Below are 18,126 nucleotides of genomic sequence, written 5' to 3'. Positions count from 1 at the left end.
GGAACTTATGTTCGAGTACTTAGTAGTTCTTAAGCCTTAAAGCAGGTATCTTTAATTTACGGCAACAGACACATTTCTTGTGGCAATAATATTACAGGGCACACCTGCCGGATCTACAATGAGTTTATCCCCTATTTTTACAGGAGCCTTAACCGTCTTGTGCTTAATTGCCTCCATTACATCAAATATTTTGCCCAAAGGAATTGAAGCATCTGTTCTTACACTTACAAGCTCAAAATCCCCCTGGTCAACAACAACACTTGAAGCAATTGTCCGCATGGGATTTACAATTTCCTGTTTTGCCCACTCAATACCTTTGTCACAGGTACATCCGTTAACCTCCAGAACTTTTAATTCAGGTATTTCTTCAATCAGTGCCTCTACCTGACAGCCATTGGGACATACGATACAAACCAGATCTTTTTTTAACATTGAACACTCACCTCAAGTTTTTCTGCGTTTTCAATATTCTTTGCCTTGACCTTAACCCGGATCATTTCAGCAGGATGCAATCTGACCAGTTTCTTTCTTGCAACTTTTCTGTCCTTGTCTGTTACCATAATTGCCGCATTCTGCATTGGACGGGTAACCCTCAACGACAATGTAAAATCTTTTTTTCCACTGATTTTTTTGGGCAGGACATACCGGACATCCTGTTGTGTTTCAATGTGTATAAATGATTCTTCAGGCAATGTGTTTTGATTTAAATATTGAACCGCACATTGACCTACCAGGGATGCCTCTTCTGAAACATGATCCACAAGGTCATGCACATGCAAAACATTGCCGCAGGAAAAAATACCCGGAATATTTGTCATATAATTATCATCTACAGATGCACCGCTTGTTGTAGTTTCAAGATTTACCCCGGCACCAAGGGAAAGTTCATTCTCAGGAATCAAGCCGACCGACAATAACAGCGTGTCACATGGAACAAACCGTTTTGTTTGTTCCATCATCTGAAAATTTTCATCAACTTGTGCAACCGTAACACCCGTGAGCCGCTCTTTTCCATGGAGTTCAAAAATAGAAGTGCTTAAAAACAAAGGAATCCCATAGTCGTTCAAGCATTGCTGGACATTTCTGGCAAGACCGCTTGGTGTTGGAAGCAGCTCAAAAACAGCCTCAACCTTGGCACCTTCCAGGGCCATTCTTCGTGCCATTATCAGACCGATATCTCCTGATCCTAAAATAACGACATTATTTCCAATCTTTATATTCTGAAGATTCACAAAATTCTGTGCGGCACCAGCAGTATAAACCCCGGAGGGCCGGGTTCCGGGCAAGGAGATGGCACCTGCTGTCCTCTCCCTGCAACCCATCGACAATATCACTGCTCCTGCTTGAATATTTACAAAGCCTTTTTTTGAACTGACACTGAGATTTTTATTTTTATTCAATGACAGCACAATGGTTTCAAGCATGACTTCAATACCAAGTTCATGAAATTCATCTATGAATCGCTGGGCATATTCAGGCCCGGTCAAGGCCTCCTTAAAAGTATGGAGTCCGAATCCATCATGAATGCATTGATTGAGTATCCCGCCAAGGATCTTATCTCTTTCAATTAAAAGAATATCCTTTACCCCGTTTTTCCTGGCAGAAATCGCTGCAGCAAGACCTGCAGGGCCGCCTCCAATGATTACCAGATCACGTTTCATATGTTGCATCTTATACAAGTTCCTGACGCATTTTCCCTATAAACAATTGGGAATTCCTGCTGTTGAGTAAATAATCTTCAGGTTTATAGCCAAACTCCTTTTCCATGATCTGAACGATTCTGGGCAGGCAAAATCCGCCCTGACAACGCCCCATCATCGCCCTTGAACGATACTTGATGGCATTAATTGTTCTAACGCCCAAAGGATTGGAAATGGCATCCAGTACCTCTTTTTTGGTAATCTGTTCACACCGGCAGACAACTTCTCCATAATCCGGATTCTGGGAAACCAGATCCGCTTTTTGCTCATCCGGCAATTGGTGGAAATAACCGGTTATACCGGATTGAATACCGTCAAACCCGTCTTTTGGTTCCAATGTTAAAAGTTTTTCAACCATATCCTTGACCATCAGAGCAATGGCCGGAGATGAAGTAAGGCCGGGACTTTCAATTCCAACCAGGTTGATAAAGCCTTTGATATCATCACGGCTTTCGATCACAAAATCTTTAAACCCTCCAACCCCGGGTGGTGTCTGCTTGGCTCTTAATCCTGAAAAACTGCGTATAAAATCAGAAGTTGTCAGATTCGGCAACAGATCATGCCCCTCTTTTCTCAGCAAGGCCATGATATTGGCAGTACAGGCATAATCCTCGGGATCATCCTGGTATTCATTGCTAGGTCCTATGAGAATATTGCCTGAAACCGTATTGGTCAAATGGATGCCCAATCCTGCTTTTCCCTGGTGGGGTGCAGGATAAACAAGAACATTCAAAGTACCGTCCAGCCGTTTGTCCAAAATCAGATACTCACCACGGCAGGGATAAATTTTATACTCGTCTATGCCCAGCATGGTACAGATATCAGCAGAATAAAGGCCTGCGGAATTGATCAGCACTTTTGACCTGAACCGTTTGCCGGCAGCATTTACTTCAAACAGATCATCCTGCTTTTGGATGGAAGTTACGGCATGTCCCAGATAAAAATGACAGCCGTTTGCATGGGCATTTTCAGCCAAAGCAATGGTCAAAGAATACGGACAGATAATTCCGGTGGTGGGAGAATGAAGTGCCTTGATGCCGCCCACATTGGGCTGGATCTTTCGCATCTCATTTTTTTCCAGTATCTCCAGGCCGGGAACCCCGTTTGCAAGGCCTTGCTCCTTGAGCATATGAAGGCTTTTGACCTCTTCTTCATCCTGGGCTACTGTTAATTTTCCCAAATAATTGATCTTTACTTTTAAATCGTTGCAAAGATCAGCCATCATTGAATTCCCGAGTACATTTAAACGGGCCCTTAATGTTCCCGGTTTATAATGAATACCAGAATGCAGCACACCGCTGTTTCTTGAACTTGTACCCATGGATACGTCAAGCTCTTTTTCAAGGACAGCCACGCTTATCGAATACCTGGACAATTCCCTGGCGATGGCGTTTCCAACAACGCCTGCGCCGATTATTATAACATCATATTGGTTTTCCATTTAATGCCGTCTATATCCTTTTGCTAAGACCGGCAAACACTGTTTGCCGGTCTTTTTATTATGATATAAAAACCTATCCTTCAATACCTGCAAGACGCAAAGCGGATCGCTTTTTGCTTTCAAGATCACTTTCCCTGAGAATTGTTACCCTGTGGGCTTCAGGAGATCCCCCGCCGTGAATATCGGAAATGGTATCGGCAGATTCCATAGCCATTTTTTCCACGAGTCGGAACATCTTGATTCTGTTTTCTACAGGAACACCTTCAACCGCCTTAAAATACCGTTTCAGCTTGGGACCAATCTCGGGATGCTCAAAATCCTTATCAGACGGCATATCCGCCACAAATCCACCGACAATATCAATCATAAGCCGAATACTTTCAGAAAGCTCTTTGCCTTCATGAATTTTGGAAGCATTGGATAAAATTGTATCAATGAAATAGGAACCTGATGCCTGTTTTTTTCCTTCATATGAAGATGCAAGACAACAGCCGTAAAGTGTTTCCGCTCTGTGGATCATATCAATTACTTTTTGTTTGTGATGACCGACTTTTGAGGTTCCGTTGTAATCCATCAGTGTCAATGCAGCACCGATCATGCAGTCGATTTTGCCTGCCTTGCATCCGCCATGGCTCTGTCTGTGAAATGAAGAAAATTTGATCACCATATCAACTGCAAACTCGGTTTCACCGCACAGGAAAATCCTGTCATTGGGAACAAACACATTGTCAAATATCAACGTGGGACAATTTTTCGAATACCGAACGTTACCACAGTCAACTCCTTCAAGCTCACGGCCATCAAGGCTTGAACGACCAACAACATGGATAAGACCTTCGGCATCAGCAGGAACCGCAAATGCAACCGCATAATCCTCATCACCTTTTCTCATGGCACGGGTGGGTAGCACTATAATTTCATGGGATGAAAGAGATCCTGTCTGATGAACTTTTGCACCGCTTACCACAATTCCGTCAGATCTGCGCTCAACAATCTTCAAGTACATTTCATCATCTGCCTGCTGGGTCGGGCCTTTGGATCGATCCCCCTTCAAGTCCGTAACTCCGGCATTTGCCGTAAGATCGTTTTTTTGCATATACTTTAAAAACTCGGTAAAGTTCTGATTGTAGCTTGTGCCATGTTTTTGATCAACATCATAGGTCACAATTGACAAAGCCGAAAGGCAGTCAAGTCCGGTACAGCGCTGGTGGCAGGTTCCGACATGATTTGCAATAGCCCTGTTCAATTTAACCCTGTGAACCAGATCATCAATGGAACCCGGCGGGAGGGTGAACCGGTTGACAGGCTCATTAATCAAAGGACTTGTGGTTATTGCAAGATCACGATATTCATCCATTTCGGCCACTTCATATGTCGCACCTGTCGCCTCAATGCCCGCCCTTAATCTTGGATTGTCTACAACGTCGGTAATTCGTTCACCAAACATATAAACAACAGGGTTTAGTTTTCGCAATGATTCAATATACTGATCTTTTGTCATAAGTCCCATAATAATTTCCTTCACTTTAAAAATTAATAATAATTTTATCTGATATGGAGTTTTTGGTGATCTTGATAATAATGTTTAATATCAAGCCGAGAGGTTTTAGTTGGGTAAACTGAAGATAAAGAAATTAAATTTATACTAAATTCGTTCAATTTTTACAGTATAAAAATAAAATAAAAAGCCGTTCAAAATAACATATGCGATTTATTTTTAACTAATACTTAAATTCCAAAAACCACTATTCAACACATCCATACATAAAATCTTTTTGATCAACCAAAATAAAAAAATCGCTGAAAAACGATAATTATTTTGCGTTGCCTGCTTCATTAATACAAGCAAAAAAATGGCTTTATTTTCTTTGCCTGGTGGCTCATCAAACCACTGTTCTTTTTAAAATATATTTTAACAACTTGTCAAGTGTTTTTATAACTACCTGATATTATATGTTAAATATTGACAAACATAACATTGGCAATAATTTTTCATTGACATAACCCTTATTTTTTCTTAAATTTTTGAGTTGATTATTCAAAAAAAATATAAAAGAAAATTCATAAAATTTGAATTTAACAGGAATTAATTATGAGATTACACGAGTATGAAGGCGCGGAAATTTTCGAAAAATTTGGCATACCTGTTCCAAGAAGAGGAGTCGTAAGAACTGTTGAAGGCGCCTTAAAAATGGCGGATGAGATTGGATATCCGGTCGTTCTTAAATCACAGGTCCTTGTTGGAGGACGCGGACTGGCCGGGGGAATCAAGGTTGCCGACTCATCGGACGAACTTGAAATAATGACGGATGAGCTTTTGAATATGGAAATAAAAGGCTGTCGTGTCAAAGAGATCATGATCAGTGAAAAAGCAAATATTGCAAAAGAGCTTTATATGGCAATCACGATTGACGGCTATTCAGGAAAACCAATTGTTGTTGTCAGCACTGAAGGCGGTGTTCATATTGAAAAAACCGCAAAAGAATCATCCGACAAGATCGCCTCTGTAAAAATAGATCCAAAATTTGGTTTTTATCCTTACCAAGCACAAAAATTGTTACGACAGCTTAATCTATCCTCAAAACCTTTAAATGCCTGCTCTGACATCCTGGTGCGTCTTTATAAAGTGTTTGAAAAATACGAGGCCATCATAGCTGAAATCAACCCCCTTGTCATTTTAAAAAACGGTGGAATTGTGGCGGTTGACGCGGTTCTTGAAATTGATGACTCCGCCATGTTCAGACTTAAAAAATCCCTGGCATTGCCCAGTGAAAACCGAGCGGGAAATTCCCTTGAAAACAAGGGAAAAGAAATTGGGGTTACCTATGTTGATCTTGAAGGAGATATTGGATTGATTTCGTCCGGTGCAGGTCTGGGCATGGCATCAATGGATATTATCGGCAATAAATTAAAACCTTCAAACTTCCTTGAAACAGGCGGCGGTATCACGGCAGATCTTCTCTATAAATGCATGGAGTTGATCATGATGAAAGATTTGAAAGCCATCTTCATCAACATATATGGCGGCATCAATCCCATTCATGAAGGGGCTAAAGGGATTGTAAAATACATCAAAGAACATAATCTGACCATTCCTATTGTTGCAAAGGCTCTTGGAAATCACCAGGAGGAAACATGGGAAATTTTAAAATCCGGTGGTGTCCATGTTGTAACCGAAGCAGCGACTGAAACTGCAGTTGACAAGCTGATTGCCCTTCTAAAGTAATCGTCTGGTAACATAACAATTCAGCAAGACAGCAATTCGGCAAGACAATAATCTGCAGAACAAATGGACTGAAAAAATTAAATATAGAGGTAAAAATGAGTATTCTTCTTAATGATGATACCCGCGTAATTGTACAGGGAATAACCGGAAAAATCGGAAGTGTTCAAACCAAATGGATGCTTGATTACGGGACAAAAATAGTAGGTGGCGTAACACCGGGCAAGGGCGGCAAGACTGTTGAAGGTCTGCCGGTTTTTAATTATGTGGACGAGGCGGTGAAACAAACCGGCGCAAACGCCTCGGTCTTCTTTGTGCCGGCCATATTTGTTCTTGATGCTTTTCTGGAAACCGTTGATGCCGGCATTGACTTGATTGTCATAGTACCCGAACATATTCCTGTGCATGATGCAATGAAAATGAGGGACTATGCCAATGAAAAAAATGTCATAGCCTTGGGACCTACCACCCCTGGAATTTTATCTCCGGGCAAAGGGAAAATGGGCATCATGCCTGCTTCGCTTTTTGAGCCTGGCCGGGTGGGCGTTATTTCAAGGTCAGGAACCCTGTCCTATGAATTTGCCGGTATCCTTTCTGAAAAAAATGTTGGTCAAAGCACAGTTGTCGGCATGGGAGCGGATCCTGTTGTTTTTTGTAATTTACCACAAATCCTTGAAATGTTTGAAAATGATGACGATACCGATGCAGTTATTGTTGTTGGTGAAGTTGGAGGAGAACAAGAAGAAAAAGCTGCTGATTTTATCGCCAATAATATGAAAAAACCGGTTGCATCCTTTATTGCCGGACGATTTTCCCCGCAAGGCAAAAAAATGGGGCATGCAGGTGCCATTGTCCGAGGATCAGCAGGAACCTATGAAGGCAAAGTGTCCTCTTTTCGAAAAGCGGGCGTAACCGTACTTGAATCACCCATTCATGTGAATGACTGGGCTGAAAAACATAATTTAAGATAACCCTGCCCTTTACAGGGAACATTATAACCTAAGGAGAGGATTATGAAAAAAGTTGGAATTATTGGTTGGCGTGGAATGGTTGGCTCCGTACTCATGGAAAGAATGATAACGGAAAATGATTTCAAACGCTTTACCCCTCTTTTTTTCACAACATCCCAGGCTGGTCAGCAAGCTCCGGATGTGGGCATCAAAACACCCCCGCTGGTTGATGCCTATGATATTGACCAGCTGCTGGACATGGATATTATCCTGTCCTGCCAGGGCGGATCATACACTGAAGAGGTTCGGCCCAAGCTTGCTGAAAAAAACTGGGACGGATACTGGATTGATGCCGCATCCACCTTGAGAATGGATGACAAAAGCATTATCGTTCTGGACCCTGTAAACCGCAAGGTCATTGATAATGCTCTGTCCGACGGTATTAAAAATTATATTGGCGGCAATTGTACCGTATCTCTCATGCTCATGGCCCTGGGCGGGTTGTTTGAAAATAATCTGATCGAATGGCTGACCTCCATGACATACCAGGCAGCATCCGGTGCAGGTGCTAAAAACATGGAAGAGCTTGTGGCCCAGATGCAGACCATAGGCAATATGGCCTCCCCTGTTCTTGAAAATCCGGCCTCAGCTATTCTTGATCTGGACAAGAATGTAATCGACACCATGCGATCCAATGATTTTCCCGTTCAAAACTGGGCAGTTCCGCTGGCTGCAAGTCTGATTCCATGGATTGACAGGGCAATGGACAATGGTCAGACAAGAGAAGAGTGGAAAGGATTTGTTGAAACAAATAAAATAATCGGGAGATCAGACAATCCCATTCCCATTGACGGTCAATGTGTAAGGATAGGGTCTATGAGATGTCACAGCCAGGCTTTTACCATTAAGCTGAAAAAAAATGTGCCGCTCAATGAAATCCAAGCCATGCTGGCTGAAAATAATGACTGGGTTAAAGTGGTTCCCAATTCAAAAGAAGACTCCATCAAAGATCTGACCCCGGCAGCAGTTACAGGGACATTGACGGTTCCTGTCGGCCGTGTCAGGAAAATGAACCTTGGAGATGATTACCTGACTGCGTTTTCAGTTGGAGACCAGTTGCTCTGGGGCGCGGCTGAACCGCTTCGCAGGATTTTGAACATTATTCTTTGATTTTAATTATTGTTTTACAGCATATTTTTTCAAGCAAAGCAACGGATCTTGAAAAAGAAAATGTAAGCCAAAAGATAATATAAAAAAACCTGTCACCTCATAATAAAAAAGGGTGACAGGTTTTTTATTGTCTTAACACCTCTTTGTCAGGTTTAAGTTTGCTTGATTAATTTTCCGGATGCAGAAGCAACAGAAACACCAGAAGCGCTATCAGAGCTATAAGCACAGGTTGCCTCATGCTTAGGACTGCCGGTTCCGCCAAAAATTCCCATGGTGCCGTGATTAATAGTGGTAAAATCAGGATATGCATTTCCCCCATGCTCCGTGGAATCCAGCCCTTCCAATTCTTCTTCTCTGGATACTCTTAATCCTATTGTCACATCAATCAATTTGAACAAAAGATAGGCCAAAGGGAATGTCCAGGCAAAACAGGATATGATCCCGGTTAACTGAACAGCAACTATCTTCAATGTAATGCCGTCCATATTAAAAATACCTGCGGCAAGTGTTCCCCAGGCACCGCAGACACCATGAACTGAAATGGCACCCACTGGGTCATCAATTCTGATCTTATCAAAAAACACAACTGAGAATACAACAATCACGCCTGCTGCGGCACCGATCACGATTGAGCTTGCAGGTGTCACATTGGCACATCCGGCAGTAATTCCCACAAGACCGGCCAGGGCACCATTCAAACTCATGCCGACTTCGGGTTTTCCAAACTTTATCCAGGATACCACCATGGCCATGATGGCACCTGCTGCTGCAGAAAGGTTTGTATTGACAAAAATCATGGCTATATCTTTGGATGCAGCAGTGGTTGACCCCGGGTTAAACCCGAACCATCCCAGCCAGAGGATAAAAACCCCTATGGCAGCAAGGGGTATGTTGTGCCCCAGTATTGGTCTGACTTTTCCCTCTTTGGTGTACTTTCCAAGGCGGGGCCCTAAAATCATGGCACCTGCAAGAGCTGCCCATCCACCAACTGAATGAACGACCGTTGATCCTGCAAAATCGATAAATCCAAGCCCTTCAAGCCATCCGCTTCCATTGAACAGGCTACCCCATGCCCAGCTGCCGAAAATCGGATAGATCAGTCCTGAAACTACCACGGAATAGATGAGATATCCTGAAAATTTGGTTCTTTCCGCCATGGCACCTGATACAATAGTGGCGGCCGTGGCGGCAAATACAGCCTGGAACATCCAGAATACCAGTACCCATGGGTCTTCGCCCACCTTGAAATCACTTAAAAAGAAACCGGATGTGCCGAAAAAACCGGTTTTAGACACTCCAAACATCAGACCGAACCCGACAGCCCAATACACAATAGACCCCATGGAAAAATCCATCAAATTTTTCATCATGATATTGACGGCATTTTTAGCCCGTGTGAAACCGGTTTCAACCATGGTGAATCCGGCCTGCATAAAAAACACCATCATGGCTGCAACAAGGGTCCATACATAATCCGCATGGGACTGGACCAGATCAATGGCCGCTTTATTGGACGTTATGGTGGGTGCATCATCACCTGCCCAGACTACGGAAACTGAACATACCAAAAAACAAATAATTGTTAGCGCCAACTTTTTCATTTTATTCTTCTCCTTTTCCTTTTCCGCTATAATGCTTCGATACCGACCTCATTGGTTCTGATTCTAATTACATCTTCAATCGGCATAATAAAAATTTTCCCATCTCCGATTTTCCCGGTTTTTGCAGCTTCAATAATGGTTTTAACCACTTCATCCACCTGATCATCAACCACAACAATTTTGATCTCGACCTTGGGGACAAAATCCGTCTGATATTCCGCACCCCTGTAAATCTCCTTATGACCCTTCTGGCGACCAAACCCCTTGACCTCAGAAATAGTCATGCCCTTGATATCAATTTTTGCCAAGGCATCTTTTACTTCATCCACCTTAAAAGGTTTAATGACTGCCAGTATGTTTTTCATTTCGCTCTCCTTTTATAATAATTAAAAATCATTTGTATTTCTTTAGAGCAAAAGGAGTGCCACAATCAAAATAACAGATAGAAATAAAGTTAAGTATTTGAAATATAAGAGAAATTAATACAGGAAGCTTTTCAAGCCAAAAGAGAATTAATAACATTTATGTTATTTTATACATACAAAAATGTTATTAAATAATTATACATAACTATTTAATAACATTTCTTGTTACAATTTTGCTATTTTATAGATATCTATCTGCTTTTTGTTGCAGCCGCTTTGCCATAAAGGATTTGGGTTATGGTTTTCCCGTCTGCATAACCCTTTGCAAACCGTTTATGAATAAATGGAAATGATACTGCCGCTAATGAAAAGCCAGGGAACGTGTAAAACCACTTTGAACTCAAATCATAAACCCGTAAATCCGCCTGGATGGCTTTTAATTTTTCCAAATAAAGATCCCTGGCTGACAATGCGTGCAGCTCTGCTTCCAGAATGGCCCAGGCAGCCGCCTGCCCGCTTTTCACGGCAAAAAAAATACCTTCCCCAAGCAGCCGCTCAGACAAACCTGCAGCATCCCCTGCAAGAAGAATCCGTTTTAAATCAGGTCGATAATCAAACCCGCCCGTGCAAACGGGATAACCCTTAACGGCATCAAGCCGTTTTGAATGAAGCTTTTCATCAGCATAGTCAAAAAGCTGCTGAGTCTGCAGCCTTGCATTTGAATCAACCGAATAAATCCCGATATTCACATGATCATCTTTGGGAAAAATCCAATAATAACCATTGCGCGACTTTGAAAAATCAAACTCCATGTGATACATGTCCGGCCTGTCGATCTTAACATCCGCTTCAATGGCAAATTGCTTTTGATAAAACCGGCCCTTTGAAACAAACCGCCGGACAATACTGTTGGCACCGTCCGAACCAATCAGATACGATGCCCTGAAACATTCCGAATCCGTATGGATCTCTACAAAAAGCGGGGTTTCTTCAATGGATTGAATCTTTTTTATCACCCGAAAATCCGCGCCCTTTTCCATAACCTTGTTTAAAGAAAAAAGATCCAGATCTTCCCTTTTGGTCATATAGCAAAGCGTGTTGTTATCTTTGATAAAAAATGACTTTTTATTATGCGGACTAATTTTTACGGTGCTGCACTCTCTTTTTACCATGGAAGAGATATCATACCCGAACAGATGATACCCCTTGGGTGTAATCCCGCCGGCACAGGCTTTTTTCCTGGGAAATTCATACTTATCCATAATCAGCACCTTTAACCCTTTTAATAAAAGATCAAAAGCAGCCGCTGTTCCGGCAGGCCCCGCCCCTATGATAGCAACATCAAACATGACCTTTTCTTATCAGTTCTGAAATTCAAAAACAAGAAAACCCTGTAGAAGCCGGAAAAACAAAAAAAATATATTAATATTTGATTTAAAATCATCGAAAATAGCCGTATTAACTTGCATTAATTCTCTTAACTTTGCTATCTTGACTCTTATTTTTATTGGCTAAAAACAGGTAAAATTAAACTCTTAAAAGGCTTGTCAGTGAAAATTTGCAACTGGCCGGAAAACTTATGAACGCATCAATTCCTCAAATAAAAAGCCGGGAAGATCAAAACATACTGTCAATGTTTCGTTCCAATCTAAAAATCCTTGAAATCATTTTAACAAAGAAACTTATTTCAAAAGGACAATATAAAAGTATTCGAAAGATTTTGGAAGATGCTGTTAAGCTAGGACAGCAATCTACCATTGATAAAATTCTTGAGTCCCATAACTTCATTTCTCCACAGATCATTATTAAAGAACAGTTTAAATACAATCAGATTATCATAAAGCTTGCCCAACAACTTTTAAAAAATACGCTGATTCAGAAAAAAAACATTGAACAGGAAGATGAAAACTCTTTTCAAAAAAAGCTATCTGAACAAAAAGTTATTTTTTCAAATCTGCTCACGCAAATCACTGATGATTTTTTACGCAAAAGGGTTAAAAATATTGATATTATACTGCTGGAAACCGGACTGTTGGAGGCATCACAACTTGACTTTCTTCACAATGGTTTAAAGCATCTGGAAATCAAGGCAATGGACCGAAAGTTCGGTGAAATAGCTGTAAAAAATAAATTTGTCACAAAAGATATTATCGACAAAGCCCTTGTTGATCAAACCCGGCTTTATCAAAAAACACATAAAAACCATATCATTGGGGATATTTTGGTTCATAAAAAAGAGATGACCCCTGAAACCCGAGATGAAATTTTATTGCTTCAAAACAGAATTTTAGAAGAAGATTGGGAGGAAACCCTCAGGTCCATCTGCCAATCAGCTATTGAAGAACAGGAAAAAAACGCTGTTTTTGGCGTGCTTGTTGTTAAAGAAAACTTAATGAATAAAGAAAAAATCAAAGAGGCTTTAAAACTCCAGAATTTAGAAAGAGAGGCTTATAAAAAGAGACATAGCGGCACCCCGAATAGCAAGAACCAAAACCCGGAACAAATCAACACACCAAGATGGATAGGAGATATCCTTGTCGAAGATTTTGGTCTTTCTGAAAAAGACCGCAGAAAAATTGTTAAAAAACAAATGAAGAAAAAAATCGAAATTATCAACTTGAAATTAGGAGGAAACATAAAAGACGCCCAGCGGGAAATGATTAATCAACTGGATTCTTATTTTCAGCTGATCTATTCAAAAAACAGAATACAGGCGCAGCTGCAAGTTAACAAAGAAATCCCCAGTTCAATGACAACAAACAATATTACACTCTGGTTATACAATAAAAAGATCACCTATGGAATCATCACCAATGCCATTCACAAGTTGCTTGAAAACAAAATCAAACCAGGCGAAAAAATAACCGTTGCCAGAGGAACCGAACCAATTCCTGAAAAATTTATCCCAAAAATAAATTTTACCTCACCAGACGCTCTGGATAACACACAAACATTTCCTCCCATTGTTTCAAAACATTCAAATCTTCTGACACTCATCCGAATTCCGGGAGAATCCGGATTCAATGTAAACAGAAATTTTGTCATAGCTCCAAAAGGGGCGACTGATATTACCAAAGGTTCCAATGTCATCAAAAAAAAAGATTCTTTTCTGGCAACCTGTGATGGTGTGCCAACCATTTCAGATAAAGGTGTTATTTCCGTTTCTCCCATTATCGTTATCCCGGCTGATTTATCCTGCGACAACCCTGCCATAAACCACGACTGCGATGTTGATGTTCATGGCATTGTAGAAAAAAATGTCAAAATAAAATGCCGAAAGCTGATTGCTGATATTTTTAAAGGGCATGTTGTAACCAGTGGCGATGTGATAATAAAAAAACAGGCCGTCAATGCTGAAATCATTTCCAAAGGTTCTGTAACGATACCCTCGGTTCTCAACAGTACGGTGAATAGTGAAAAAAACATCCTGATAGAAAATTCAAAATCTACGGACAGTACACCTTATAACAAAGTTTCGAGTTCGATCATTTCGTGTAATAATTTTTGTATTATCACTAACTCAAAATTATTTTCATCAATAATTCGAGCAAGAAATAAAATAATTCTTCGAAAAACCGTATTTGAGAGCGACTGCAAATTGATTGTCGGTGATTCTGTTGAGGTTATCGCCTGTAAAACAAAAATCGAAAAGATCAACGCCAAAATACAGGAATTAAATAGTGATATTAAAGTCTCCCAGGAAGAGATTCGGGTTTTATTTGATAACCTTGAAAAAAAAGACACCTCAGACATTGAAAACGAAATCGAATCCATAAGCAAACGATCCCAAAAATCAAAGGATGATATGGACAAAATCCTTGAACTCAAAAAAAACAAAAGAAGATTAGAACAAGAGTCAAAAAAGAAATATGATGAATATGGAGATCTATTTATTAATATGTCAAACAGCATTTCTTCTTTAAAAAAGATGAAAATAAGCTCTGAAAAAGAGAAAGCGGAACTTGGCAAAACCATATTGAGTTTGTACAAAGAAGACAAAAACATTCCTGTCATAGATGCCCAAAAAGCAACCCTCCCCAAAGGCTTAATTGTTCAGTTCAGGCATACCAATTGGGCACTTGATGCTGATTATACCGGATTTGTTTTAAGAGAAGACTTTAACAAAAAAAAACAGCAGTATGAAATAAAAAAACAGCGCTGGTAAAAATATTTCAGGCCAACTCCATACATCTCATGTAAAATTAGGTCATGCGTCATTTATGATTTCCTTTCCAGGTTTGCAATCCCCAGAAGATGTTCAGCAACAAACTTAAGCCGAAAAATATTCTGAGCCACATGGAAGATTCGGCAAAAAGATTTTTTTTCTTTTGTGTTACGTTGGGGGTCTTTTCACCAGGAACTGTTAACGGATTTACTGTTATTGTTGTATTCACCGCGTGCCCCATACCGTCATTGACTTTAATGCCCCACATTCCAGGCTTGTTCGGGCAGAAGGCAAACCGACCCTCTTGATCAGTCCGGCCGTTTTGATATTCAACCTCATTGTTTTCCGGACTGAAAATCAGCACTTCTGAATAGCGCATGGGTTCTTTATCCGAATAAAAAAATTTTACTGCAATGACTTGTTCTTCCATGACAAGAGAGTAGTCTGTACCATGGGCAGCAGCCACGACCGGCAAAGCCAGAACAAATAAAACGAAAAATAAACAAGTAAAAGTTTTCATGGTGTTACCTCAAATGTTAAAAAAGTCATAAACCTCAAAAAATCCAGTTCACTGTTGTTTTCAGCAGGAACATTGTGCCTGGCATAAAGCAGTTGAACTCCTTTGTCTTTTAAATTGATTTGAGCCACACCGTTTTTATCGGTTTTAAACTCCTGTCCGCCCCTCATAATAATAGATGCCCCTGCCAGAGGATTGCCTTCATACAAAAGTTTAACAGAAAGCGGTTCACCTGGTTTGGCTCCCATTGGATCAGTAATTGGAACCATTTCAAATTTTAATCCCAACGGCTTTTGAGTCAAACTGGACGGCAAGAACAGGGTTTTTGAAAACTGTGTTGAAAAAAACGCGCTTACAACTTTAAAACCTGCAGATTCAGCCTCCTGGCGGTTCATAAGTTTTTTACCCCTGGTTGTATTGACACGATGTCCCCATTTGCTGACAACACTGGCCATGGCAGCCGGTGTTTCAGTTTTGAAAACCACCTGCTCAGTCTCGTTGACCCGGTCAATGGATATTTGTTTTTCATTTTCGGCATATGCTCTGATTTCCGTGACACAGACAGGGTTATAGATGTCTGTCCGTTGTGTAATCATACCGCGCTTCACTGTGTAGCAGCCATTATCGCCTGCCTCAATCCATAAATGATGTGCATGGGATGCGACTGCAAAAAACAGTATAAAAAGCATTATTGTCAATGTTAGTAATTTTTTCATGAATTTAAATTCCTTTGTTTGTGAACTTTTTGATCAAACAGATTCCTGCCGCAACCGGTTTGGCAAGAATCCGTTGATAGTTAATTGGTTTTTGAAAAAAACATTTAAAACTCGAATTTTAAACCACCCGAACATATGGTTCCCGGAGCAATGGCCTCATTGTCCACGCTGTCAAAAATATTCTCCATATTCAGGTAAACCGTTATCCCGTTAAAAAACCGGCGGGAAACACTTATATCCGCGCTCCAGAAATCGTCCGTATCCTGGGTAATTTCATCCACATTGTAGTATTTATCAATATAGTAATTCAATAGCAGGGTGGCATTGAAAAGCTCTGGATTCTGATAGGTTACGCCGGCATGAAATTTGTGTTTGGGGTCATTGGTCAGATACTGTCCTTCTTCAAATGAATTGGCCTCATTTTCCTTGATTTTTGAAACATTCCAGGTGTAATTTGTGAAAATTGATACATTGCTTGCCGGATACCAGTTCAACTCCGCCTCAATCCCGTGCATTTCAACTTCGCTGATGTTGTCCAGAACGTATTCATTGTAAGTTTTCCCCCCTTTCTGATAGGAGTTTGTCAGCCGGGTGCCGATATAATCACTGGCAAATGATTGATAAAATGTCAGGCGGCCCTGGAGCTTTTCCAGCAGCATTCTTTGTACTCCAATATCATACGCCCATATCTCTTCGGGTTCCAGTTCAGGATTGGCATGCCGAAATGATTTGCCGCCATCGCGCACATGTACCTTGTAAAGCTCAAACAGGCTCGGCGCACGAAACCCCTTGCCGCCCGAGGCACGCAAAGTGGTTTTATCATCCAGGTGATAAGTAATGCCAAGTTTCGGTGAAAAGCTGCTGTCTTCATCTGATCCGTACTTGTTACTATAAGCCGCACCAGCATCCGGGTCATCATCCCAATTGGCACCGTCCCTGGTTTTAATCCAGTCATAGCGGGCACCCATATTGACAATCAATTGCTTTTCCATAAAATTAATATCCATATTGGCAAAAGGAGAAAGTTGCTGCTGGACGCCTTTTGCCCCTTCATCCCTGTTGCTGCCGACAAACTCGTCGTCATAATCCCAGCAAACATTTTTAAAAGCTGTTCCCAGGGTAAGCTTTATGCTGTCGCTGATCGGCATTGTGGTCTGTACGTCCGCACCCCATGTTGATGAAGGCGCATCTTCTCTGCGAATAAGCGTTGCAAAATTATCCTTGGAACTGTCCTGGTAAGCGCTTTTGTCAGCACGGTTGTAATACAGCAGCCCCTTAATGTCCATGTTGCCGCCTATTTGCCGGGTATAATTCATTGAGTACTGATTCAGTTGAAGTTCATCATAAAAAAATTGCCGCCCCTTACCGGTTTCATGATCATAATACAAGGCGGCAAAATCCAAACTTGAGACATCATCCAAATCATAGCTCACCTTCCCGAAAACTTTTCCGCTTTCCCTGTGCCTTTTGATCTCGTAGTCTTCAGGATCTTGCGTCATATAAAAACCGTCTGACTCCTCATACCCGCCGGCAATCAGCAGGCCGAAATTATTTATTGTCTGGCTGTGAAAGACATTGCCGGCATAGGTGTCTGAGGTGCCAGCCTCGGCCCGGACAGAGGTCTTGCGATTGATTTCGGATTTTTTGGTGATAATATGAATCACCCCGCCGATTCCTTCTGATCCATACATGGCAGACGTCGGCCCCCTGACAATTTCAATGCGCTCAATGGCCTCCTTGGGGATGTGTCCCCAGGCCACCCAGGCAATGGAGTTGTTAAAATTATCGTTTTGCGGCACACCGTCAACCAGAAGCAGAACCCTGTTTCCGCCGACACCGCGAACGGTGATGGGATTTGAAACCCCGCTTGTCTGTGTTGCAAAATGCCGGGTATTGTAGACCCCCGGAACGATGCGAATAATGTCTTCCACCCGCTCAAAAGGCGAGGCCATGATTTTTTCTTTTGAAAGCACTGTGACACTTTGTGCTGCGTCACTGACCAGTATTTCATTTCGGGTTGTGGATACCACGATTTCATCCAGGCTATAAATTTTTTCATTTTCAACGGAATCTCCGGCAAAAATAAAAACCGGAAAAGCCAGAAGGCCTGCAAGTAAAAGAATAAAATTTGATAAAAAAATTTTATTCCGGGTGGCCGCCTTTGCAAAAAAGATTCGGGGCATATATTCCTCCATTTAATTTTGATAGAAGTATTTGTTACATTGTCTGTTTTTCAGGCGGCTGTCTTTTCCCATAAAAAAAAACCACCAATCCAGTA

14 protein-coding genes are annotated in these 18,126 nt (G+C 41.2%); 4 read left to right on the top strand and 10 right to left on the bottom strand.

Annotated elements, in window-relative coordinates:
• Nucleotides 1–51: 51 nt before the first annotated feature.
• The 4 genes from BLT94_RS02250 to BLT94_RS02235 form a co-directional block, all read right to left on the bottom strand.
• On the bottom strand, nt 52–432 hold the full coding sequence (locus BLT94_RS02250) for a DUF1667 domain-containing protein (protein ID WP_092229984.1): 381 nt from the start codon (nt 430–432) through the stop codon (nt 52–54).
• Entirely contained in the window at nt 426–1,661 is a 1,236-nt protein-coding gene (locus BLT94_RS02245; RefSeq protein ID WP_245742908.1) for an NAD(P)/FAD-dependent oxidoreductase, read from the bottom strand. The genes BLT94_RS02250 and BLT94_RS02245 overlap by 7 nt, the downstream gene beginning before the upstream one ends.
• 10 nt (nt 1,662–1,671) lie before the next feature.
• A complete protein-coding gene (locus BLT94_RS02240; protein WP_092229980.1) occupies nt 1,672–3,141 on the bottom strand; it encodes an NAD(P)/FAD-dependent oxidoreductase in 1,470 nt (489 codons plus the stop codon).
• 73 nt (nt 3,142–3,214) lie between these two features.
• Nucleotides 3,215–4,651, bottom strand: a complete 1,437-nt coding sequence (locus BLT94_RS02235; protein WP_092229978.1) for a 4-hydroxyphenylacetate 3-hydroxylase N-terminal domain-containing protein — start codon at nt 4,649–4,651, stop codon at nt 3,215–3,217.
• Between the two features lie 582 nt (nt 4,652–5,233).
• Here BLT94_RS02235 and BLT94_RS02230 point away from each other — a divergent pair.
• The 3 genes from BLT94_RS02230 (at nt 5,234) to asd (ending at nt 8,484) form a co-directional block, all read left to right on the top strand.
• Nucleotides 5,234–6,367, top strand: a complete 1,134-nt coding sequence (locus BLT94_RS02230; protein WP_092229976.1) for a succinate--CoA ligase subunit beta — start codon at nt 5,234–5,236, stop codon at nt 6,365–6,367.
• A gap of 95 nt (nt 6,368–6,462) precedes the next feature.
• On the top strand, nt 6,463–7,335 hold the full coding sequence (gene sucD / locus BLT94_RS02225) for a succinate--CoA ligase subunit alpha (RefSeq protein ID WP_092229974.1): 873 nt from the start codon (nt 6,463–6,465) through the stop codon (nt 7,333–7,335).
• A 42-nt stretch (nt 7,336–7,377) separates the two neighbouring features.
• The gene (gene asd, locus BLT94_RS02220; protein ID WP_092229972.1) at nt 7,378–8,484 is read left to right on the top strand and encodes an aspartate-semialdehyde dehydrogenase; all 1,107 of its coding nucleotides are present in this window, start codon (nt 7,378–7,380) and stop codon (nt 8,482–8,484) included.
• Between the two features lie 152 nt (nt 8,485–8,636).
• Here asd and BLT94_RS02215 read toward each other — a convergent pair whose 3' ends face one another.
• From BLT94_RS02215 to BLT94_RS02205, 3 genes are all read right to left on the bottom strand, one after another.
• Nucleotides 8,637–10,085 carry an ammonium transporter gene (locus tag BLT94_RS02215; protein ID WP_092229970.1) on the bottom strand — a complete coding sequence of 483 codons (1,449 nt, stop codon included), beginning with the start codon at nt 10,083–10,085 and terminating at the stop codon, nt 8,637–8,639.
• Between the two features lie 26 nt (nt 10,086–10,111).
• The gene (locus BLT94_RS02210; RefSeq protein ID WP_092229968.1) at nt 10,112–10,450 is read right to left on the bottom strand and encodes a P-II family nitrogen regulator; all 339 of its coding nucleotides are present in this window, start codon (nt 10,448–10,450) and stop codon (nt 10,112–10,114) included.
• 251 nt (nt 10,451–10,701) lie between these two features.
• Nucleotides 10,702–11,799 (bottom strand): NAD(P)/FAD-dependent oxidoreductase, encoded by a 1,098-nt coding sequence (locus BLT94_RS02205; protein ID WP_092229966.1) that lies wholly within the window; start codon nt 11,797–11,799, stop codon nt 10,702–10,704.
• 230 nt (nt 11,800–12,029) lie between these two features.
• Between BLT94_RS02205 and BLT94_RS02200 the strand changes: the two genes are divergently transcribed.
• Entirely contained in the window at nt 12,030–14,615 is a 2,586-nt protein-coding gene (locus BLT94_RS02200; RefSeq protein ID WP_092229964.1) for a hypothetical protein, read from the top strand.
• Between the two features lie 49 nt (nt 14,616–14,664).
• On the opposite strand, the gene BLT94_RS02195 is transcribed toward BLT94_RS02200, so the two are convergent.
• From BLT94_RS02195 to BLT94_RS02185, 3 genes are all read right to left on the bottom strand, one after another.
• On the bottom strand, nt 14,665–15,135 hold the full coding sequence (locus tag BLT94_RS02195; protein WP_092229962.1) for a hypothetical protein: 471 nt from the start codon (nt 15,133–15,135) through the stop codon (nt 14,665–14,667).
• Nucleotides 15,132–15,848, bottom strand: coding sequence for a DUF4198 domain-containing protein (locus BLT94_RS02190; protein WP_092229960.1), 717 nt, complete (start codon nt 15,846–15,848; stop codon nt 15,132–15,134). The genes BLT94_RS02195 and BLT94_RS02190 overlap by 4 nt, the downstream gene beginning before the upstream one ends.
• Nucleotides 15,849–15,952: 104 nt before the next feature.
• A complete protein-coding gene (locus BLT94_RS02185; protein WP_175530245.1) occupies nt 15,953–18,031 on the bottom strand; it encodes a TonB-dependent receptor plug domain-containing protein in 2,079 nt (692 codons plus the stop codon).
• Nucleotides 18,032–18,126 lie beyond the last annotated feature (95 nt).

The organism is Desulfobacula phenolica (assembly GCF_900105645.1).
In the GTDB taxonomy this organism is placed as follows: Bacteria; Desulfobacterota; Desulfobacteria; order Desulfobacterales; family Desulfobacteraceae; genus Desulfobacula; species Desulfobacula toluolica.
This window is presented reverse-complemented; position numbering and strand designations above follow the sequence as displayed.